Source organism: Nonomuraea sp. NPDC050536 (genome assembly GCF_044457685.1).
Classification (GTDB): domain Bacteria; phylum Actinomycetota; class Actinomycetes; order Streptosporangiales; family Streptosporangiaceae; genus Nonomuraea.
This window is the reverse complement of the sequence record NZ_JBITHD010000004.1, coordinates 66,199-85,749: the sequence shown is the minus strand read 5'-3', so window position 1 is coordinate 85,749 and position 19,551 is coordinate 66,199. Positions and strand designations below refer to the sequence as shown.

Below are 19,551 nucleotides of genomic sequence, written 5' to 3'. Positions count from 1 at the left end.
GAAGCTGGGCGTCGAGTGGGGTGGGCATGGCCTCGATCGAGAGGACCGCGTATCCGCGGTTCAAGCGGCTGATCACCGCGCGTGAGCTTCATGTGTTCTTCACTCCGAGCGAGGAGGAGCGGGTCTGGGCCGAGGAGGTCACGGATTCCGACGAGCACCAGCTCGCGCTGTTGATCGCGTTGAAGTCGTATCAGCGGATGGGGTGTTTCCCGAAGGCGTACGACGTGCCGGACCAGGTGGTGGAGTTCGTGCGCCGGGCAGTGGAGCTGGCGGAGAGTACATTGCCGGTGTACGCGTCGGGCCGGACGGCCGAGCGGTACCGGTCGTGGGTGCGTGAGCGGTGCCAGGTGCGTTACGACGGCCCGGCGGCCCGCGCTCTGGCCGAGGAGACGATGCGCGTCGAGGCGGCGTCGAAGAACAATCCGGCGGACCTGATCAACATCGCGCTGGAGAAGCTGGTCGAGGCCGGGCTGGAGATCCCGCGGTTCTCGACGCTGGACGCGATGGCGTCCGCGGTGCGTGGGCAGGTCAACGAGGAGATCCTGGCGGGGATCCGGGGCCGGATAACCGGAGAAGAGCGCCGCCGGCTGCTGGGGCTGCCCGATGTGACCGGGCTGGACGGCAAGACGCTGTTCAACGCGCTCAAGCAGAACCCGCGCCGGGCGACCTGGTCGCACTTCAAGCGGCTCAAGGGCCATCTGGAGTGGGTGGACGGGCTCGGCGATCCGGGGAAGTGGCTTGAGGGCGTCGCATCGTCGAAGGCCGCGGACTTCGCGGGCGAGGCGGAGGCCTAGGACGCCGGGACCTTGAAGGACTACACCGAGGGCAAGCGGGTGGCGTTGATCGCATGTCTGGCGGCCAAGGCGCGGATGCGGGCCCGGGACGATGTGGCCACGATGTTCTGCAAACGGATGGCGGCGAAGGCGAAGAAGGCCCGCGAGGAGTTGGCAGAGATCCATCGCCAGCAGCAGGAGATCGTGGAGGCGCTGATCGGCAACTACCGCACCCTGCTCCAGCAGGTCGATACGGAAGGGCCCGCGCAGCGGGCTCGGTCGAGGGCGGCGGCGTTGACGAAGGACGCCCTGGACGCGCTGGAGGGCTTGGAGGAGGACGCGGGCCCGGCCGAGGTCGCCGAGCGGCTGGGCGGGAAGGTGTCGGCGGTGGAGGGGTCGGCGGGTTCGAGGCCCAGTACGCGCAGATCGAGAAGGTGTCCGCCCATCACGGCGACAACTGGGAGGTGCTGCTGCACGGGCATCTGAAGGCCGACCGGCCGGTGATGTTCGACCTGACCGATGTCATCGAGCTGAAGGGCACCAGCGAGGACACCGGCGTCCTGGACGCCCTGCTGCACGCCAAGACGCACCGCACCCCGGCTCGCGACTACATCCCCGACCGCGGGGCGGACGGTCGGAGGGTCGATGTCTCCTTCGCGACGCAGAACTGGCAGAAGGTCATCCGGGATCGCCGCAGGCCCGGCTACTTCGTGCGCCGTCACTTCGAGGCGATGGTCTTCTACTACCTCGCCGATGAACTGCGCACCGGGGATGTGGCGGTGATCGGGTCGGAGGAGTACGCCGACTGGTCCGAGCAGCTGCTGTCCTGGGAGCAGGTGGAGGCGAAGCTACCGGAGTACCTGGTGGAGGTCGGTTTCTGCGCGCCCGGCGAGAGCGTGCCGTTCGACGGCCGGGCGCTGGTGGCCCTGTTGCGTGGGCGGTTGGCCGGGGTGGCGGCGGAGGCGGACGGGGGGTATCCCGACAACGACGAGCTGTTCATCGACCCGGACAGCGGGGTGCCCAAGCTCAAGGCGCGGCGGGCGAAGGGGCCCCGCAAGGGCGCCGAGCGGCTGGAGCAGGCGATCAAGGCGCGGATGCCGGAGCGGTCGCTGCTGGGCATCGTGGCCCGCACCGCCTACTGGATCGAGTGGTGGCACCGGTTCGGGCCGGCCTCCGGCAACGACCCGAAGCTGAAGGATCCCTTCGGCCGCTACGTGATCACCACGTTCGTCAAGGGCACCAACATGACGTTCGCCGAGGCTGCCCGGCACATCGCCGGGGTCAGCGCGCACGAGCTGTCGGTGGCGGCCCGCCGGCACACGACCACCGCCAAGCTGAACGAGGCGCTCACGGACGTGGTGAACGCGCACGCCAAGCTGGACATGTCCCGCGCGTGGCGCAACGGCACCACTGCGGCGGCCGACGGCACCCACATGGACACCTACCTGGACAACCTCCTCGCCGAGACCTCGGTGCGGTACGGGGCCGTGGGCGGCATCGCCTATCACTGTTCACGCACTTCGTGCCGTGCGGGGTGTGGGAGGCGGTCTACATCATCGAGGGCCTGCTGAAGAACGCAAGCGAGGTCCAGCCGGGCACGATCCACGCAGACACCCAGGGCCAGAGCTATCCGGTGTTCGCGCTCGCGCACCTGCTGGGAATCGATCTCATGCCCAGGATCCGGAACTGGAAGGACTGCCTGTTCTTCCGCCCGTCGCGCAACGCCGTCTACGAGCACATTGACGCCCTGTTCGGCGAGGCGGGACGCAACGTGATCGACTGGGATCTGATCGAGACCCACTTCAAGGACCTGATGCGGGTCACGGTCTCGGTCCGCGAGGGCACGATCTCCTCGACGCTGCTGCTCAAGCGGCTGCGCTCCGGCTCTCACAAGAACGCCACCTACACCGCCTTCCGCGAGGTCGGGCGGGTGATCCGGACCGTCCAGCTGCTGCGGTATCTCTCGGACGGGCCGCTTCGGGGCCGGGTGACGGCTGCGACCAACAAGGTGGAGGCGTTTAACGGCTTCAGCGACTGGGTGCGGTTCGGGCAGCGCGGCACGGTGGCGCACACCGACCCCGTCGAGCAGGAGAAGGACGTGAAGTTCACCTCGCTGCTGGCCAACCTGCTGATCTTCCACAACACCCTGGACATCGCGGACGTGGTGCGGCAGCTGCAAGCCGAGGGCTGGGAGATCGACCCGCTGGACCTGGCCGAGATCTCGCCGTACCTGACCGAGCACGTCAACAGGTTCGGGGTCTACTCCACTCACGAGCTGGGGATTGCCCCGGAGGATTACGACACCCGCCTCGACGTCGACTTCAGCACGCTGGAGGACGAACGGGTCCCGGCCGCTTGAACCGTCTTCTCGGCCTGGCGCAGGAGCGATCAGGAGGGCACGGGGGCGCACCCGACACGTTGGGCCGTTCGTTGTACCCGGTGGACCGACTCCATCTGAACCTGTCGATCCGCGCGACGCTGCCCGGCCCGCGCACCCCGCAGAGTGCAGCCACGGCAGACCCCGCGTGCCCTTGCCCGAAGCGGCGCAAGTGTGCCCCTTCGGGCGGTGGGCAGAGTGGTCGGGTCTCGTAGGGTGAATTGATGAGCACTGATGCAGCGAGCGATTATTCGATGTCAGCCAAGGATGTAGTCGCGCTTGTGAAGCGGCTCGACGCCCACGGCGTGGATGCGTGTGTTGGGGGCGGGTGGGGCGTGGATGCGCTGCTCGGGAAGCAGACACGGGAACATTCCGACCTTGACGTATGGGCGCCGGCAGCACATCTTGAGCAGTTGTTCGTCGCGTTCGCGGAGGCTCGTGTCGACCGGATCTTCCCGTGGCCTGGTGACAGGCCGTGGAACTTCGTCTTGCATGACGGTGTTCGGCTGCGGGTCGACTTGCACCTCTACGAGCAGCTCGCGGACGGATCACTGCACTACGGATCCGTGGTGGATGGCGGTCCCTTTCCGGCTGAAGCACTCGCCGGACGTGGTTCGATTGCCGGGACTTCGGTGCGGTGCGAGTCGGCCGAGTGGGCGGTGCGCTGGCATACCGGCTATCCGGCTCGTGATGTCGACCGCCACGACGTGCCCTTGCTGTGCCAGCGGTTTGGGATCCCCCTGCCTGAGGGCTTCGCGCCGCTTGAGGAGCGTTCCCCAAGCGGCACGGCGTAGACGCAGGCGCGCGGGCCAGAGGCCGCGGGCCTGCCCTGCCGAGAAGAGAGAAGGCTTCGTACATGAGGCGGTACATCCTCACCGGTACGCCGGGCGCCGGTAAGACGTCGATCCTGCGGGGTCTGGCCGACCTCGGTTACACGGGGGCGGCCGGAATACGCCAGAAAGGGGCCGTTGGCTGCTGTAGTCGCAGCTCAGCGGGTTCGGCGGTAGGCGGAGCTACAGCCAGAGTTTCGAGTGGAGGTCAGCGTGCGGTGCGACGAGATGATCTACTTCTCCCGCCCCCGGCTCGGGGCATTCTTTCCACCTCGCTCTTCTTCGCGATTGCCCTCGGCGAACGTGGAGGTGGACCTTCCATGCCGTAGCGTTCACCCGGAAGGTGCGTCCGTTCTGTGCGATGTTGTGATCTCAGCAATCCGATCATCGCAGGGTCGGAGGCACCTTCTTCACTTATCGATCTTCATGACGAACTCCCGGCTGAATAGCCCAGGCTGACGGAACTCAGGTGGGTGTGGTGCAGGCACCGGGACATCCTCCCTGGTGGCCGGCGGTCACCTCAGGTCAGGTGTCCGGGCTACGGGGCCAAGCTCAGCGCCTGTTTGGTGCTTTTCAGGTGTCTGGCGTGTCCAACGATGTGGGTGTCTGTTGTGCACCGCGCCAGCGCCAGGTGATGATCATGGCTGCGATGGTCGCCGATACGGGCAGGTTTATGCCGAGGTCGTCGGGCCATGGCCACTGATGCGCGCCGAACCATAGGGACGCGCCGAGGTTGACGAGCCAGCCGGCGAGGCCACCGAGCAGGGCCGTTGTGACGGCGATCCGGGCGATTGCCACGAGTCGGGGGCCCGACTTCAGCCACGGGTGGCGGAGGCCGCGTCGCTGCAACCAGGCGCCGGTCAGTGTAGCCACGACGGCGGAACTGATGCCGATCGACGTGAAGGACGAGACCAGGAGACTCGCCTGCCCGCTGATCAGCCCTCCGACCCCGGCGAGCAGTGTTGGCGCCACATAGGCCACCAAAACCTCACGCCAGAGCGTGAATCGCGCTTTTCCGGGAGGTAATTCGTGTGGTGTCTTTCGCATAGCGACCTTACCTCGTCTGATGCATCGCAGGAAATGGCGGTTAGCCACGAAAACATGCGGCCCAGGTGGTGCGGGAATTTCGGAAATTTGAATCTGTGCAATGATCGGGATTTGTGGTGCGGCGGTACGCGGGATTGCGGCGGTGCGGTTCATACTGGTCGGCCAAGAAGGGCCCGACCGTGGCTTTTGGCGGCGCGGATCAGCGATCATTCGACGGTCGGGATGTTGTGGTGTAACGCCTGTTCCTCATCGTGATCGTGTATCACCCGGCCAGGGTTCGGCCTTGTCGTACGGGTGGAACGCTCCAGCCGTTCCGTGGAGATCTCGGAGAGCCGGTTCGATCCTGTCCACGCATGCAGGGCTGTGCGCCAGCCGTCGTCGGTGCCTGCCCAGGCGATGTAGCCGTCGGGGCGGATCAGCGCAGCGGGACCGTCGTCGTGGCGCTCGGCCTGGACGAGTTCGGTTTGGGCTGGCGGGGTGCCGGGCGGGCGGAGGAGCAGGAACCCGGATGACCGCAGCTGTCCGACGGTCGTGCCGTCGGACAGCATGATCGTCGTGGCGCGGGTACCAACCAAGGGGTGCTGGCCGCGGGTTCGCGGGTAGCGCAGGGCGGTACCGGACAGACCACCGACCATGAAGCGGGTGACCATGGGCAGGCTGAGCAACCAGGTGCCTACACGGTCGCGGATCGCGCGGGAAACGCGTCCGCCGAGTGTGATGCTGCGCATCATCGCGCCGCTGGTTCGCAGCGCTCGGCGACCAACGGGGTGACGTTCCTGGTGATAGGTGTCGAGTATCTGCTCGGGCGCGCCGCCGAGGACGGCGTCAAGCTTCCATGCCAGGTTGATCGCGTCCTGGATCCCGGTGTTCATCCCCTGACCGCCGACGGGCGAGTGGACGTGGGCGGCGTCGCCGGCGAAGAAGGTCCGGCCGTGACGGTACTGCTCGATCTGGCGCTCGTCGCAGTGAAACCGCGATGCCCAGCCGATTTCCTGTACCCCGACCGCACGTCCCATCGCACGGTCGAGCACCTCACGCACATCGGCCGCATCGATCCCGGCGGTTTCCGGCACCTGACGGCGGCGGTCCCAGGTCATCGAGCGGTACCAGCCGTTGCCGTACGGGGCAAGAAAGCCGAACGCGTCCCGGGCGCACGCTCCCACGGTCAGTTGTCCTCCGGTCGGCGGCCGCGTCGGCCGCACGTCGGCCAGGACGACCGAGGACAGCACCGTTTCGCCGGGGAACGCCACGCCGAGTAGGCCGCGCGTGGTGCTGTGCGCGCCGTCGGCCGCGATCACCCAGGTGGCCCGCACCTGCGAGGTGTCCCTGGTGCTCGTCGCCCGCACGACCAGGGTGACGCCGTCCTCGTCCTCCGACAGGCCCACGAGTTCGACTCCGCGGCGCACGTCGACGCCGTGTTCGCGGTCGTAGTCCGCCAGCAGGCGGTCCACGTTGGTCTGCGGAGTCACCAGGGTGAAGGGGTAGGGCGAGTCGTCCCGGTCGAGCCGCAGGGCCGCACCCGGCCACAAGGCGACGCGAGTCGCGCGTTCGCCGAGTTCGAGTAGCTGCTCGGTGATGCTCCGACCACCGACGGTTCGACTCGCCAGCAGCTCCAGGGTGCGCGGTTGGATGGTGAACGCTCGGCTGGCCGGGTTGGGCGACTGCCGGCGTTCCAGCACCACCACATGGCGGCCCGCACGGGCCAGATCACCCGCGGCGGTCATCCCGGTGGGGCCGCCGCCGATCACCGCGACGTCGTAACGGTCCACGGTAGGCATCTCGCTACCTCATTTCTCTGGCTGGGCCCGGTTGCGGGTGGCCGCGAAGCCTGATTGAGTTGCCCATGCAACTCAGAAGCTACGCTGACTTGCACACGAAAGTCAACGAGGAAGGAGGCGATCGTGAGCCTGGCCGAAACCGGTGGCAGCCCGGCAGAACCGCTCGATGAGGAACACCTACAGGACTGGATCGCGCTGGTGAAGGTTCTGCTGGTGCTGCCCGGCGCGTTGGAAGCACAGCTCCTTCGTGACTCCGACCTGACGCTGCTCGGCTACATGATCTTGGCGCGGCTGGCCGACACCCCCGATGAGACTTTGCAGATGAGCCAGATCGCCACGATGGCGAACGGATCTCTGCCCCGGACCTCGCAGGCGGTCGGACGACTGGAGGATCGGGGATGGGTACGCCGGACCGTCATCAGCGGGCGCGGCCAAGGCCGGCGTTTCACGGTCGCCTCTCTGACCGAGGCCGGTCGCGCGCAGCTGGCGGGGGCGACGCCGGAACACACCGCCCTGGTTCGTCGTCTGGTCCTTGAGCCTGCAGGTGATCAGTTCGGTGTGGTCGGGTCGGTTGCGCAGCGCATCGTCGAAGCGCTGGGACTACCTGTGCGGCCAACCGCTAATTGATGGGCCGATCCGCTTGATGTCGATACCAACCGTGTCGCTCGGACAACACCGGATCCACATTCTGGGTTCCGCGCACGACGACACCCAGGCCCACCGCTGCGGGCCCGAGCCGCTTCTCAACGCGTCGACGGCGCTTGCGCGTCCTGGACGGCCGGTGCACCTGGAGCCATGTGCCGCCAAGCCTCCGGCGGACCGCTCCGCGTCGGGAGCCGTCGAGAGCCTCGAGGTGATCTGCCAGCGCTCGGGGATCACGGTGACGGTCCCGGCCGCTCGGTCGATTTTCGAGGTGCTCGAGGACGCCGGAGTCAGCGTGCTGGGTTCGTGTTTGGAGGAAGCGGGTCGCCGGCTTCTTCACAGGTGTCGTTTAAGGCATCGGCGATCTGCTGAAGGGACTGTGGGATCTCGGCGTCGCCCTCAGCTCGTGCATGTTCCACCTCGGCCCCCAATGCAACGACTTCATCAGCGGCCTATGGGACGGCCTCCACCAGCTCTTCACCGACCCGGGAGCCTTCTTCAACAACCTCTCAAGTGGGCGAGGACCCGTGGAGGGAGCTGGCGTAGACCTGTCAGGGCGCCCATGTTGATGCGCGTAGGACCCGTAGGGCGGGAACATCCAGGTGAGACGGAGTCCGTCGTGGAGAGGGGCGGGGCGACCGATCGAGCGACGGGCCGTGTTAGCTCGGAACCTTGAGACCGTCCAGCACGATGCGCAGGGCCCGTTCGATGGCCTCGTCTCCGCCAGGGGTTGTTACGTGGGCAAGGGCCCGCAGGAGCAGGGACACGTCGTCCACGGTGACGTCCGCTCGGGCCGCTCCGGCCTTCTGGGCGCGTTCAAGAGCGCGTCCGACCGCGCCTAGGAAGGTGTCGGCCGCCGAGATCACATGCGGGGACAGGCCCTGCCCGTCGTCGCTGTGGGGCGGCAGCAGGTCCATGAGCGCCATCTTCGCGGCACCGACGGACACCAGGGTGCGGAGCAAGGTGGTGAACGCCTCCGCGGGATCGCTGATGCTGTCGGCTAGATCACGCGCCTGGCCGGTGAGCCCGTCGAGATAGCGAGCGGCCGTGGCCTCGACCAGGTCCTGCTTGGTGGGGAAGTTCCGGAAGACGGTGGCGATGCTGACCTGCGCCCGACGGGCGATCTCTTCCGTGGAAGCCGCCGCGCCCTTCTCGCCGAAGACCTCCTCGGCCGCGAGCAGGACGCTCTCTCGGTTGGCGGCACCGTCTCGGCGCATGACGACTCTCCTTGCTATCCGTAGTGCATGCTACGTATGATGCGTAGTGGCGACTTCGCTTAAGGGTATGGGAATTCCCTCTCGCCAGCCAATGCCCCGACAGACGCCTGCTGGGCCGCGGCCGACTTCACGTGGGCGGCGTCACCCCCCTCGGCGCACGCACGCGCTCATGCCCCCCATTGCGGGTTGGCGCGCGTACCGAGTGCCCTTTCAGCGCCTGGACAGTCAAGGAGTTCATCAATGTCCGTACTGGACGAGAACACAACGGTCGTGATCGTGGGATCGGGAGTCGCCGGTCTCGCTCTGGGTAACTTTCTGCTGCACAGCGGGGTCGGCTGCGTCATCCTGGAACGCCGCAGTCGTGAATATGTGGAACAGCGGCAACGGGCGGGTGTCATCGACACCCGCGCAGCCCGGACGTTCCGCGAGTGGGGCCTGGAGGAGCGGGTCCTGGGCGGCGTGCCCTTCGAGCCGGTCATGAACTTCCGGATCGAAGGTCAGACGCGCCCCTACCGGTTCCTGGGTGACGACAACGGGGACGGGCGCTTTTGTCCGCAGCAGGTCCTGGTGCGCAACCTCATCGACACCTTCGTGAGCGACGGCGGAGACCTGCGCTTCGAGGCCGAGAACGTCGCGCTGGAGAACATCCGCGGTGAGCGGCCCCTCGTGCGCTACCGGGACGCAACCGGCGCCACAAGGACGCTCACCTGCGACCTTGTGGCCGGCTGCGACGGAGACCACGGGGTGAGCCGGGCGGCCATTCCCGACGGCCATCTCACGCGCTACACCCGCGAGTACGGCTACGCGTGGCTGACCGTGCTGGCGGAGGTCCCGGCCAACCATCAGTCGATGATGGCGATCCATTCCCGTGGATTTGCCGGCCAGTTCGCGCGCGGCCCGCAGGCGAGCCGTTTCTACCTGCAGTGCCCGCTCGACGACACCACGCAGCAGTGGTCCGACGAGCGGATTTGGGATGAGATCGAGGCCCGTTTCGGTGAACCGGTGGCTACCAGGGGGCCGATCTCCAGCAAGCAGCTGGTCCCGCTGCGCAGCGTGGTCTACGACCCGATGAGTTACGGACACCTCTACCTGCTGGGCGATGCCGCCCACATCGTGCCGCCCATGAGCGCCAAGGGCATGAATCTCGCCCTGCATGACGCCGACGTTCTGGCCAAGGCCGTGGTGCGCCAGGTCAAGGACAACGACGCAAGCCTGCTCACGGACTATTCCGCGACGTGCATGCGACACGTGTGGAACTACCAGGCATTCGCGGCGTGGTTCACCGACCTGATGCACGACAGCGGTGACGCCTCCTACCGAGGCGACTTCCAGCACCAGATCGCCCGCGCAGAGTTCGAGCGCCTGTATGCGTCGACCACAGCGAACCGGCTGTTCAGCGAGTTCCTCACTGGCTTGAACTAGCCACCCGCCCGGCTCGGTCAGGCCCACCTCTACGACGAACCCAAACGGTGATCAACGGGTGCCACCGGAATACGGCTGAAAAGGGCCGCGTCCACCGAAAACCGCAGGTCAGACGAAACGGCCGAGCGCCGGGATTTCGGCTGTGGATGACCGTGCCCAGCGTGGGGCCGGATTGCCTCCCACAGCTGGCCCACCTGGATTATTCAGGGATGTTCACGGCGAAGACGACCGCGCGGGTGCACCCGCCCACCGCGCCAGGGCGTCGGCGAGGCCGGAGACGTCGTCGGCGGAACCAGCCCAGCCGACATAGCCGTCGGGCCGTACCAGCACGGCTTCCGCACCGAGCTCGGCCTCCACGTGCGCCCGGCCGATCCTGGCCGACCACGGCTCGGCGGCCTCGGCGAACGCGGCCTCGTCGGCGGTCGTCAGCAGCAGCAGGCCGCGGCCGTCACGCAGCAGCCGCGCCACGCGGTCGGGCCCGGACGGCGTCACCAGGTCGAGGTCGGGGACGCGGCACCCCAGCAGGTGGTGGCGACGGCCGGGCAGGTCGTAGCGGATGTCCAGCCCTGAGATTATTCCGGCGACGATCCGGTTGCCCTCCGGTACCCGTACGAGCTCCTCGACGATGTCGCGCAGGGCCAGGTTCTCCTCGTCGTGGACGAGCAGGACGGCTTGGGCGCGGGTGCTGGCGAGGACGCGTGCGGCGACCGGATGCCGTTCGGAGTGGTAGGTGTCGAGCAGTCCATCGTGCGCCCACCCGCCGATCTCCCCCGCGAGCTTCCACCCCAGGTTGAACGCGTCCTGCAGACCGAGGTTGAGTCCCTGCCCGCCCGCGGGCGAGTGGATGTGCGGCGTCTCCGGCGAGCAGGATCCGCCCGTGACGGTACCGCTCGACCTGACGCGAGGCGTCGGTGAACCGGGAGGCCCATCGGACGCCCGTGAGCCGAACCCCCGGACCGAACTCGTTGTGCAGGGCCCGCTGCACCTCCTCCTCGGTGATCGACGATTCGCGCCACGTCACGCTTTTCGCCGATTCACCGCCCCCACGCAGCGGACTCACGGGTCAGTTTGTACACGGGCAATAAGTGATCTCCACCGCGCCCTACACCATGCATGCCAACGGCGTCGCCACGCTGCTCGACTACTTGTTTGCAGAACCGTGAGCCACTCGTGCATGCCCAGCGCTGTACGGAGTGTCCGGAACTGTACGGGATGCTGGCTACGCGTCTCGGCAGCCGCGCAAAATCAGCTTGTCAAGACCACGCGACACGGCATCACTGGACGCTGCCCGGCCTCCCGGCGACGTTCGTCGCCATGCCGCTGCCGAGCACCGGCCGGTGGCCACTGACAGGCCTGACGGGGATCCACCGATGGCAAGCCGCAAGCTGATCGCTGGAGGCGACGCATGAGTGACACAGAGCCGCAGACCGCAGGCGGAAAGGTGCTCTGGCACTTCCTGATGTCGCTGGACGGTTTCGTGGCGGGGCTGAACCACTCCATGGACTGGATGGCCGGGTTCTCAGTCCGCCCTGACCTGCGAAGCGAGTACATCGAGACCACAGACGCCGTGCTGGGACGCCGAGACGGCTGGAACGTCATAAATGACAACCGTCCGTACGGCGGCGCCTGGCACGGAATGTCGCTGGACGGTTTCGCGGCGGGGCCGAATCACGCCATGGACTGGATGACCGGGTTCTCCGTCCGCCCTGACCTGCAGAGCGAGTACATCGAGACCACAGACGCCGTGCTGGGACGCCGAGACGGCTGGGACCTCATATGTGACAGCCGTCTGTACGGCGGCGCCTGGCACGGACCGATCTTCGTGCTCACCCACCACTCCGAGGACGCCATGCCGGCCGACGGTGTCACGTTCCTGAACTGCGACCCGGCCGAGGCCGTGCGGATCGGGCTGGAGGCGGCCGGCGGCAAGAACCTCGAAGTGTTCTCGCCGACCATCGGTCGCCAGCTTCTCGAACGGGGACTGATCGACGAGATCGACCTGCACATCGCACCGATCCTGCTCGGCGAGGGCATCCGGCTGTACAGCCCCGGCGGCAAGCCGATCCGCCTCACAGCGGCAAGCTGCTGGCCGTGCAGGACCAGAGCCTGATCGACGGCGCCCAGGTGACCCAGAGGACCGACAAACGGGACCCCGGACCACCTCTGGCGCCTTCTATGAGCACAGCCTGGAGAACTGCGTGAACAGCCGCCGACGGCGAAGCGGCTCTGCACGCCGACCGCCACGACACCATGCATCAGGCCGCTGGCCGAGCCGCGCTTGGACGGCTCGCCCCAGGCGACAACCGGCATTCTCGGCAGCACACCGACAACCCAGGCAGCGGCCAGACTGCCAAACAGGAGCGGGTAGCCGCGGGCGAGGCCCGCCATGTGCGGCAAAACCCCCGGAGCAGGTATACGGACTCGTACACGAATCAGGACTCGCCCAGCCGCCTCGGGCAGCCTGCCCGTGCCGCGCCCCATACAGAGCGTCACGCGAGAGTTGCTCAGTGACGGGGCGGCACCACCCTACAGACCCAGATCCCCGAGAGGTTGATGTTGCGCATGAAGAGCAGTTGGGCGCCGATGAGGCGCCTGCTCACCCGGTTCCTCGCTGTCGGCGTTCTCACGGCCCTCACCCCGATCACCAGCGCCGTCAGCGCCCACGCGGCCAGCTCAACGATCTCCACAGTGGGGTTCGCCTTCTACAACGAGGCCACCGGCCGGTGCGCGGACCTGCCCAACTACGGCTCCAACCCGATCAACACCCCCGTCACCCAGTACAGTGTTATCCCCGGGAACTGCACTGTGGGATCCGGTGACAACCAGACCTGGGATCTCCGCCACACGCGCGACGTGAACGACCTCCCCCTCTGGGAATTCGTCAACCTCGCGAGCGACCTGTGCATGGACGTGCCGAACTTCGGCGACAACCCAGCAGGGACCCGGGTGTCCATCTTCAAATGCGCCCAGGACCACCCAGAACTCGACAACCAGGAGTTCTACCTGACCAGGGTCACCCAGTTTGGTTACTTGATCGTCAACTGGAAAAGCCACCTGTGCCTCGACGTGTCCGGCTGGGCCAGCGACGGCAGTGACCGGGCGAACAACCTGCCCTTGACCCTGTACAACTGCGCGGTGCCCCCAAGCGACCCCCACTACTATGGCGGCTCCGTCCCCGGCTACGACGACCACCTTTGGCAGCTCAGCGGGGGCTGACGCCGGCCACAGACACAGGAACACACCGCGACCGGTCGGTCTGCGCAATGGAGGTCGGCCGGGCCGCGCAAGCACGTTCACAGTCGGGAAAAGAACGTGCCCAGCAGAAGTGGCGGCCCACGACTGTTACCCAGACGGATTCCGGCTCACCGGGCGCGAGAGAGGGCCCTCGCCTACGAGCACATCGACTTTGCAACATCAGCCGCCGAAGGCCTTGGGGCGGACCGTAAGGCCAGACCCGACGGAAGTAGGTTGCGCGGCTACGGTCTCGCATCGCGAGATCTACGTCGTGGTCAAGGAGTATGCCGCGGACCAGCCGGCAAGCGGTGAGGGGCTCAGGTCGTCAGGGTGGCCACCAGCCGGGATGCCGGGCCCGGGGGGAGGCCGCCGTGGAGGACCTCGACGCGGTGTACCAGGCGGGGCGCCACCAGCGGCACCCCGCGGGCCAGCGAGGCCGGCAGGAGCGTCAGGCCGAGGCCGGCGGCGACCAGGTTGAGCACGGTGTGCACGTCCTGGCCCGCGTAGTCCATCGCCACCCTGAAGCCCTCCCCCATCAGGTCGCGCAGCCGCTCCACCGGGCACAGCGCGGTCTGCAGCCACCCGGCGTCCACCAGGTCGTGCAGCCGCAACCCCGAACGGCCCGCCAGCGGATGGTCGGCGGGCAGCGCCACCACCAGGTCCTCCTCGCCCACCCCGATCGCGGTCAGCGGCCCCACCTCCGGCAGCCGCAGCGGATCGTTGGGCGCGGCGATGCCGTCGACCAACCCCACCTCCGCCTCCCCCGCCGCCACCAGGGTCCCCACCTCCGGCAGCCCCGCCGTGCTCACGCTCACCCGCAGCCGCGGCTGCTCCTCGAGCGCCCGCGCCAGCCGTACGGCAAGCCGGGACGTGAGCGCCAGGGGCGTGGCCACGAGCGTGAGACGGTGAGCCGGAGTGCCGGCGGTGCGGCGCACGTCGGCGCGGGCGGCGCTGATGCGCAGCAGCAGCGGCTCGGCATGCTCGAGCAGCCGCTCGCCCGCCTCGGTCGGCGCCACCGGACGCCGCCCGAGCAGCGGCATGCCCAGGTCGGCCTCCAGCGCGGCCACCTGCTGGGAGATCGCCGACTGGGTGTAGCCCAGTTCCTCGGCCGCGGCGGAGAACGAGCCCAGCCTGGCCACGGTCACGAACGTGCGGAGCAGATGCGGATCCATCAGTAACGCTTATACCAGGTACAGACATCATCGTTGGCGCTTAACCAGGGTGCCGGGCCACGATGGTGGGCATGAGAATCGCCCTGGTCGGAGACCGTTCCCCCAGTGTCCGCTCGCACGTGCGCATCCCCGGACTGCTGGAGGCGCTGCGCGAACGCGACGGCATCGCCCTCGACCCGTACTGGATCCCCACCACCGACACCGACGGCCTGGAGCGCTTCGACGGCATCTGGATGGTGCCCGGCAGCCCCTACGCCAGCGAGGACGGCGCGGTGCACGCGGCGCGCACCGCCCGCGAGCACGGCATCCCGTTCCTGGGCACCTGCGGCGGCTTCCAGCACATGCTGCTGGAGTACGCCAGGAACGTGTGCGGCCTGGACGTGGCCCACGCCGAGAACCAGCCCGACGACCTGCGCGAGTTCCTGCTCACGCCGCTGGCCTGCTCGCTGGCCGGCCACGAGGGCGCCGTCGACCTCGAGCCGGGCACGCGCATCGAGCAGATCATGGGCAGGCGGACCACCATCGAGGCCTACATCTGCTCCTACGGCCTCAACGAGGACTACAAGCAGCTGCTGCGGCGCCACGGCCTGGTCTTCAGCGGGCACGCGGCCGACGAGGGCGCCGTCCGGGTCGCCGAACTGCCCGGCCACCCCTTCTTCCTGGCCACGATGTTCCAGCCCGAACTGTGGGGCGACGGCACCCGCCCCCACCCGGTCATCTCGGCCTTCGCCGCCGCCATCGCCCGCCACGCTGTACGGCCGGCCGTACCCGCGAACAGCGCGGCGCGCTGAAAGCCGAAGGCTGGTTGACTTCGAGCGTGCTCTAATTCCTAGCGTCGCGGTCATGAGTTCTTCAATGCCGCAGAAGGCCGCGGCCCCCGACCCCGGCCGGCGCCGCCGGTTCCTGGTACTCGCGATCTGCTGCGCCAGCGTGATCGTCGTGGTGATGGACATCTCCATCGTCAACGTCGCGCTGCCGGCGATCCGCCGCGACCTGCATGCCTCGGTGTCCGGCCTGCAGTGGACCGTCGACGCGTACACCCTGGTGCTGGCCGGTTTCCTGGTGCTGGCCGGGTCCACCGCCGACCGGGTCGGCCGCCGGCGCGTGTTCCAGGTCGGTCTGGCCGCCTTCGGGCTCGGCTCGCTGCTGTGCGGCCTGGCGCCGAGCATCGGCTGGCTGATCGCGGCGCGTGCGCTGCAGGCCGTCGGCGGCACGATGCTCAACCCGGTGGCGATGGCGATCGTGGCCACCACGTTCCCCGACCCGTCCGAGCGGGCCAGGGCGATCGGCGTGTTCGGCTCGATGTCCGGCCTTTCGCTGGCGCTGGGCCCGATCCTCGGCGGCGCCCTGGTCGACGGCTTCGGCTGGCACTCCATCTTCTGGGTGAACGTGCCGATCGTGGCCGCCGCGATCGGGTGCACCGCGCTGTTCGTGCCCGAGTCCCGCGCGGCCCGGGCGCGCCGGTTCGACCCGGTGGGCCAGACCCTGGTGATCGTGGTGCTGGGCAGCGTCGTCTACGCGATCATCGAGTCCCGGTCCCTGGGCTGGACCTCGCCGGTCATCCTCGGTCTGCTCGCCGTCGCCGTGCTCGGCGTGATTGGCGTCCTCGGTTACGAATCGCGGCGTGCCGACCCGCTGCTGGAGCTGCGCCTGTTCCGCAGCGTGCCGTTCAGCTCGGCGATCCTGATGGCGCTGTTCGGCTTGTGCGGGTTCGGTGCTTTCCTGTTCGTGACCACGCAGTACCTGCAGGACGTGCGCGGCATGTCCGCGCTGACGGCGGGGCTGTGTCTGCTGCCGGTCGGTCTGCTGATCGTGGTGCTCTCCCCGTTCACCGGCCGGCTGGTCGGCGGGCGCGGTCCCCGGCTGCCGCTGGTGGTCTCCGGGACCGCGCTGGCGCTGGGCGGCGGCGCGTCGCTCTGGCTCGGACCGGTCACTCCGCTGCCGGCCGTACTCGCGATCTATCTGCTGTTCGGCGTGTTTCTGGCCACCGTCAACCCGCCGATCACCAACACGGCGGTCTCCGGCATGCCCCGCTCGATGGCCGGGGTGGCCACCTCGCTGGTCTCCGCCGGCCGGCAGACCGGCACCACGTTGGGCGTCGCGATCTCCGGCACGCTCGTGGCCCGCGGCGGGACTGCTTTCACCGACGAGGCACACGGCGTGTGGTGGATGCTGCTCGGGCTCGGCGTCGGCGTCCTGGTCCTGGGGCTCCTCAGCACCGGCCACTGGGCCTCGCGCACCGCCACCCGAGCGGCGGGTCTGTTCGAAAGCCTGGACACCGCGCCAGACCTCAGTCGGTACTCGGGAGCGAGGCGCTGAGCTCGAAGCCCCCGCTCGGCAGCGGTCCGGCGGAGACGTGGCCGCCCGCCTGCGCGAGCCGCTCCGACAGCCCGCGCAACCCGCTCCCCCCGGACGCTGCGGGCGCCGCCGTAAGACCGTTGTCGCGGATCGTCACCGAAGATCCGGCCAGGGAGATCTCCGCCGAGCTGGCCCCCGAGTGCCGGATGATGTTGGTGACCCCCTCGCGCACCACCCACCCCAGCAACGCCTCGGCCTGCGCTGCCAGGGGCGCGCCCGTGCGGCGCACCACCACCGACACCCCGGCCGCGGCGAGCGCGCCCCGGGCCCGGTCCAGCTCGACGGCCAGCCCGCCGGATCTGTACCCGGTGACAGCCTCGCGTACCTCGGTGAGCGCCTGGCGTCCCACCGCCTCGATGTCGGCGGCCTGCGCCGCCGCCTGATCGGGGTCGCGGCCGGCCAGGCGGCGCACGGCCTCGGCCTTTACCACGATGACCGACAGGGTGTGCCCGAGCAGGTCGTGGAGGTCGCGGGAGAAGCGCAGCCGCTCCTCCGCCACGGCCGCCTCGGCCAGCCGCTGCCGGGTCTGGCGTACCTCGGCGATGACGGCGTGCAGGTTGAGCACCAATGCCAGTACGGCGCCCACGCTGAAGGCCGCCCAGGCGAAGGCCATGACGCCCTCGATGCCGACGCCTTGCCACCAGGTCACCGCCGCCGTCAGCAGGCCGAGCACCGGCAGGCTGATCCGCAGCGGCGGCCCGGTCAGCACGATCCCGCCGACGGCCCCCAGCAGGATGAACCAGTAGTGCCAGCCGTCGCCGTAGTACACGCCCAGCGGCACGACCACCACGGCCATGCCCGCCAGGAACAGACGGCCCCGCTCCGGGTGGGGACTGAAGCGGCTCAACACGGCCATCACGTACAGGGTGCAGGCCAGCGTAAGGCCCGTCCACGACAGCCAGGCGGGCTGGAAGGTGCCGTCCAAGGTGTCCCAGAGCACCCCGGTGATCCCCATGACGATCAGCAGGATGAGCGCCCTGGGCTGGGGCGGTTCGTAGGTCTGTTCCGACATCGGCGCCCAGGCTAGGCGCTGCGCCCGGCGCGGCGGTAGCCGTACACCGCGTAGCAGCAGAACACCGCCAGCCAGCCGAGCAGGATCGCGCGGAGTGCCGCCGAAGATCACCTGCCACTGTGGCTGGGCGCGGCGCCGCTGGTGGCTGGCCGGCGTCCGGGCTCATCAGGCCGAATCGGGAAATACCCGGTTGGCTACGACAAGAGTTCTGCCAGGGTGCGCAGCGACCGGCGGGCCAGGGGGCGCGCGACGGCGCGCGCCAGCGGCCACAGGGCGTGCCCGAGCGGGCCGAGCGGCGGTTCGAGCCGCTCGGCCCAGATGATGCGGCTCCCCGCCGGGTGCGGCAGGACGCGGATCACGCCCAGGCCGCGCACCAGCCGGCCGGTGTGCTCGACCACGAGCACGTGCGGCGGCTCCCACCGAGTGATCGTCATCGTGTCGAGGAACCCGAACGGCCGCAGCCCCGTGTAGGCCTCGACCCGCCCGGGCGCCACCTGGCGGGCGTCGGTCATGAACATCCACTCGCGATGCCGCGGCCAGTCGGTGACCAGCGCGAACACCCGTTCCGGCGGCGCGGCCACGATCTGCTGCGCGGCGGTGTAGACGTAGCCCATCTAGATCCCCTCGATGTGCGGCTCGCGGCCGGGTTCCGCGAAGGCCAGCAGCGCAGTGGCCTCGGCCTCGATCTCGGCCGCCTGCGAAGCGGTGACGGACTCGAACAGCTCCACGGTGAGGCGCTGCTTGTCGCGCTTCCACGTGCCGCGCACGAACCCGTCGACCAGGATCGTGCCCAGGACCTGCCCGTTGATGGTAATGACGCGCTTGCGGTGCTCGTCGGTGATGATCCGGGTGCGGTCGGCGTGGCTGAGCAGCAGGTTGTCGAACGGCGCCAGCAGCCGCACCGGTGCGGGCACGTCCGCGCCCGGCCTGGGCGCCTCCGGCAGGTCGTACAGCCCGCCGTCCAGCTCGACCAGCCGCGGCCGCAGCCGCTCGACGACCTCGCGCAGCCCGGTCAGCCCCGACCAGGTCTGCACGTCGGCCACCGTGGCGGGCCCGAACGCGCGCAGGTAGCGGATCACCAGCTCCTCGATCGACGGTTCGGGATGCAGCTCGCGCCCCAGCCACGATTCGGCGGTGGCGTAGGCGGTCTGCCCCGACCTGCCCCAGACGCCGCGCGGCGTCACCTGCACCAGCGCGGCCAGGCTCCGCATCACCTGCGCCAGGTCGGCCGCCGCGACTCCGGGGAACCGCTCGGCCAGCACCGCGCCCAGCCTGGCCGTGGTCATCGGCACGCCGTCCAGCGCCTTCCTGCCTGCCGCCAGGATCTCCTGCCGGTCCACGCCGTCCAGCCGCGGGCCGTACGCGGCTTCCAGGTAGCGGGTCAGTGCAGGCTGGGTCAGCGGCCGCAGCACCAGGCAGTCGGCGGCGCTGACCAGGTGCACGGTGCCGCGCATCAGCACGATGCGCACCACCTCGCGTTCCAGCAGCAGCCGCGACAGCTCTCCGGTGGAGAAGCCCGCCAGGCGCGACCACAGCCCGAAGTACGGCGGCATCGGCGCCTGCGCCTGCAGCCCCACCAGATGTTCGACGGCCTGTACGGCCGGCATGCGATGCCGCTCCAGCAGCAGCTGGCGCGACAGCGTGGCACGGTTGAGCGCCATCAGATCGATCACGCCTCCCAACAGTAGG

At 68.9% G+C, this 19,551-nt stretch carries 17 protein-coding genes and 2 pseudogenes; 10 read left to right on the top strand and 9 right to left on the bottom strand.

Annotated elements, in window-relative coordinates:
• Positions 1 to 26 precede the first annotated feature (26 nt).
• From ACIBHX_RS13480 to ACIBHX_RS13465, 4 genes and pseudogenes are all read left to right on the top strand, one after another.
• Complete coding sequence (locus ACIBHX_RS13480; RefSeq protein WP_397067221.1) at positions 27 to 794, top strand: DUF4158 domain-containing protein; 768 nt, start codon at positions 27 to 29, stop codon at positions 792 to 794.
• Positions 795 to 806: 12 nt separating this feature from the next.
• The gene (locus tag ACIBHX_RS13475) at positions 807 to 1,259 is read left to right on the top strand and encodes a hypothetical protein (RefSeq protein WP_397067219.1); all 453 of its coding nucleotides are present in this window, start codon (positions 807 to 809) and stop codon (positions 1,257 to 1,259) included.
• A gap of 17 nt (positions 1,260 to 1,276) precedes the next feature.
• Positions 1,277 to 3,132: pseudogene (locus ACIBHX_RS13470) on the top strand (transposase).
• Between the two features lie 242 nt (positions 3,133 to 3,374).
• A complete protein-coding gene (locus ACIBHX_RS13465) occupies positions 3,375 to 3,944 on the top strand; it encodes a nucleotidyltransferase domain-containing protein (protein ID WP_397067217.1) in 570 nt (189 codons plus the stop codon).
• Between the two features lie 609 nt (positions 3,945 to 4,553).
• Here the strand turns inward: ACIBHX_RS13465 and ACIBHX_RS13460 are convergent.
• Positions 4,554 to 5,180, bottom strand: a complete 627-nt coding sequence (locus ACIBHX_RS13460) for a hypothetical protein (protein ID WP_397067216.1) — start codon at positions 5,178 to 5,180, stop codon at positions 4,554 to 4,556.
• Between the two features lie 53 nt (positions 5,181 to 5,233).
• On the bottom strand, positions 5,234 to 6,796 hold the full coding sequence (locus ACIBHX_RS13455; protein ID WP_397067215.1) for an FAD-dependent oxidoreductase: 1,563 nt from the start codon (positions 6,794 to 6,796) through the stop codon (positions 5,234 to 5,236).
• Between the two features lie 132 nt (positions 6,797 to 6,928).
• On the opposite strand from ACIBHX_RS13455, the gene ACIBHX_RS13450 reads away from it, so the two are divergent.
• Positions 6,929 to 7,432 (top strand): MarR family winged helix-turn-helix transcriptional regulator, encoded by a 504-nt coding sequence (locus ACIBHX_RS13450; protein ID WP_397067214.1) that lies wholly within the window; start codon positions 6,929 to 6,931, stop codon positions 7,430 to 7,432.
• Between the two features lie 674 nt (positions 7,433 to 8,106).
• On the opposite strand, the gene ACIBHX_RS13445 is transcribed toward ACIBHX_RS13450, so the two are convergent.
• The gene (locus ACIBHX_RS13445) at positions 8,107 to 8,664 is read right to left on the bottom strand and encodes a TetR/AcrR family transcriptional regulator (protein WP_397067213.1); all 558 of its coding nucleotides are present in this window, start codon (positions 8,662 to 8,664) and stop codon (positions 8,107 to 8,109) included.
• A 240-nt stretch (positions 8,665 to 8,904) separates the two neighbouring features.
• Between ACIBHX_RS13445 and ACIBHX_RS13440 the strand changes: the two genes are divergently transcribed.
• The gene (locus ACIBHX_RS13440; protein WP_397067212.1) at positions 8,905 to 10,086 is read left to right on the top strand and encodes a 4-hydroxybenzoate 3-monooxygenase; all 1,182 of its coding nucleotides are present in this window, start codon (positions 8,905 to 8,907) and stop codon (positions 10,084 to 10,086) included.
• Positions 10,087 to 10,299: 213 nt separating this feature from the next.
• On the opposite strand, the gene ACIBHX_RS13435 is transcribed toward ACIBHX_RS13440, so the two are convergent.
• Entirely contained in the window at positions 10,300 to 10,578 is a 279-nt protein-coding gene (locus ACIBHX_RS13435; protein ID WP_397067815.1) for a hypothetical protein, read from the bottom strand.
• Between the two features lie 207 nt (positions 10,579 to 10,785).
• A pseudogene (locus ACIBHX_RS13430) lies at positions 10,786 to 11,107 on the bottom strand (FAD-dependent monooxygenase); the annotation flags it as partial.
• Positions 11,108 to 11,491: 384 nt separating this feature from the next.
• On the opposite strand from ACIBHX_RS13430, the gene ACIBHX_RS13425 reads away from it, so the two are divergent.
• Both ACIBHX_RS13425 and ACIBHX_RS13420 read left to right on the top strand, forming a co-directional pair.
• Positions 11,492 to 12,196 carry a dihydrofolate reductase family protein gene (locus tag ACIBHX_RS13425; RefSeq protein WP_397067210.1) on the top strand — a complete coding sequence of 235 codons (705 nt, stop codon included), beginning with the start codon at positions 11,492 to 11,494 and terminating at the stop codon, positions 12,194 to 12,196.
• 452 nt (positions 12,197 to 12,648) lie between these two features.
• Entirely contained in the window at positions 12,649 to 13,302 is a 654-nt protein-coding gene (locus ACIBHX_RS13420; RefSeq protein ID WP_397067208.1) for an RICIN domain-containing protein, read from the top strand.
• Positions 13,303 to 13,637: 335 nt separating this feature from the next.
• Here the strand turns inward: ACIBHX_RS13420 and ACIBHX_RS13415 are convergent, their stop codons facing one another.
• Positions 13,638 to 14,492 (bottom strand): LysR family transcriptional regulator, encoded by an 855-nt coding sequence (locus ACIBHX_RS13415; protein WP_397067206.1) that lies wholly within the window; start codon positions 14,490 to 14,492, stop codon positions 13,638 to 13,640.
• 71 nt (positions 14,493 to 14,563) lie between these two features.
• Here ACIBHX_RS13415 and ACIBHX_RS13410 point away from each other — a divergent pair, with 71 nt between their 5' ends.
• Positions 14,564 to 15,283, top strand: a complete 720-nt coding sequence (locus tag ACIBHX_RS13410; RefSeq protein WP_397067204.1) for a hypothetical protein — start codon at positions 14,564 to 14,566, stop codon at positions 15,281 to 15,283.
• A 52-nt stretch (positions 15,284 to 15,335) separates the two neighbouring features.
• The gene (locus tag ACIBHX_RS13405) at positions 15,336 to 16,811 is read left to right on the top strand and encodes an MFS transporter (protein ID WP_397067203.1); all 1,476 of its coding nucleotides are present in this window, start codon (positions 15,336 to 15,338) and stop codon (positions 16,809 to 16,811) included.
• Here the strand turns inward: ACIBHX_RS13405 and ACIBHX_RS13400 are convergent.
• From ACIBHX_RS13400 to ACIBHX_RS13390, 3 genes are all read right to left on the bottom strand, one after another.
• Positions 16,783 to 17,862, bottom strand: a complete 1,080-nt coding sequence (locus ACIBHX_RS13400; RefSeq protein WP_397067201.1) for a sensor histidine kinase — start codon at positions 17,860 to 17,862, stop codon at positions 16,783 to 16,785. The genes ACIBHX_RS13405 and ACIBHX_RS13400 overlap by 29 nt on opposite strands.
• A 194-nt stretch (positions 17,863 to 18,056) precedes the next feature.
• Positions 18,057 to 18,476 carry an SRPBCC family protein gene (locus ACIBHX_RS13395; protein ID WP_397067199.1) on the bottom strand — a complete coding sequence of 140 codons (420 nt, stop codon included), beginning with the start codon at positions 18,474 to 18,476 and terminating at the stop codon, positions 18,057 to 18,059.
• Entirely contained in the window at positions 18,477 to 19,535 is a 1,059-nt protein-coding gene (locus tag ACIBHX_RS13390) for a winged helix DNA-binding domain-containing protein (protein WP_397067197.1), read from the bottom strand.
• Between the last annotated feature and the right edge of the window lie 16 nt (positions 19,536 to 19,551).

Coding starts and splice junctions, on each gene's coding strand:
- ACIBHX_RS13480 (WP_397067221.1), top strand. CDS start 27: ATGGCCTCGATCGAGAGGACCGCGTATCCGCGGTTCAAGCGGCTGATC.
- ACIBHX_RS13465 (WP_397067217.1), top strand. CDS start 3,375: ATGAGCACTGATGCAGCGAGCGATTATTCGATGTCAGCCAAGGATGTA.
- ACIBHX_RS13460 (WP_397067216.1), bottom strand. CDS start 5,180: ATGAACCGCACCGCCGCAATCCCGCGTACCGCCGCACCACAAATCCCG.
- ACIBHX_RS13445 (WP_397067213.1), bottom strand. CDS start 8,664: ATGCGCCGAGACGGTGCCGCCAACCGAGAGAGCGTCCTGCTCGCGGCC.
- ACIBHX_RS13440 (WP_397067212.1), top strand. CDS start 8,905: ATGTCCGTACTGGACGAGAACACAACGGTCGTGATCGTGGGATCGGGA.
- ACIBHX_RS13425 (WP_397067210.1), top strand. CDS start 11,492: ATGAGTGACACAGAGCCGCAGACCGCAGGCGGAAAGGTGCTCTGGCAC.
- ACIBHX_RS13420 (WP_397067208.1), top strand. CDS start 12,649: ATGAAGAGCAGTTGGGCGCCGATGAGGCGCCTGCTCACCCGGTTCCTC.
- ACIBHX_RS13415 (WP_397067206.1), bottom strand. CDS start 14,492: ATGGATCCGCATCTGCTCCGCACGTTCGTGACCGTGGCCAGGCTGGGC.
- ACIBHX_RS13410 (WP_397067204.1), top strand. CDS start 14,564: ATGAGAATCGCCCTGGTCGGAGACCGTTCCCCCAGTGTCCGCTCGCAC.
- ACIBHX_RS13405 (WP_397067203.1), top strand. CDS start 15,336: ATGAGTTCTTCAATGCCGCAGAAGGCCGCGGCCCCCGACCCCGGCCGG.
- ACIBHX_RS13400 (WP_397067201.1), bottom strand. CDS start 17,862: ATGTCGGAACAGACCTACGAACCGCCCCAGCCCAGGGCGCTCATCCTG.
- ACIBHX_RS13395 (WP_397067199.1), bottom strand. CDS start 18,476: ATGGGCTACGTCTACACCGCCGCGCAGCAGATCGTGGCCGCGCCGCCG.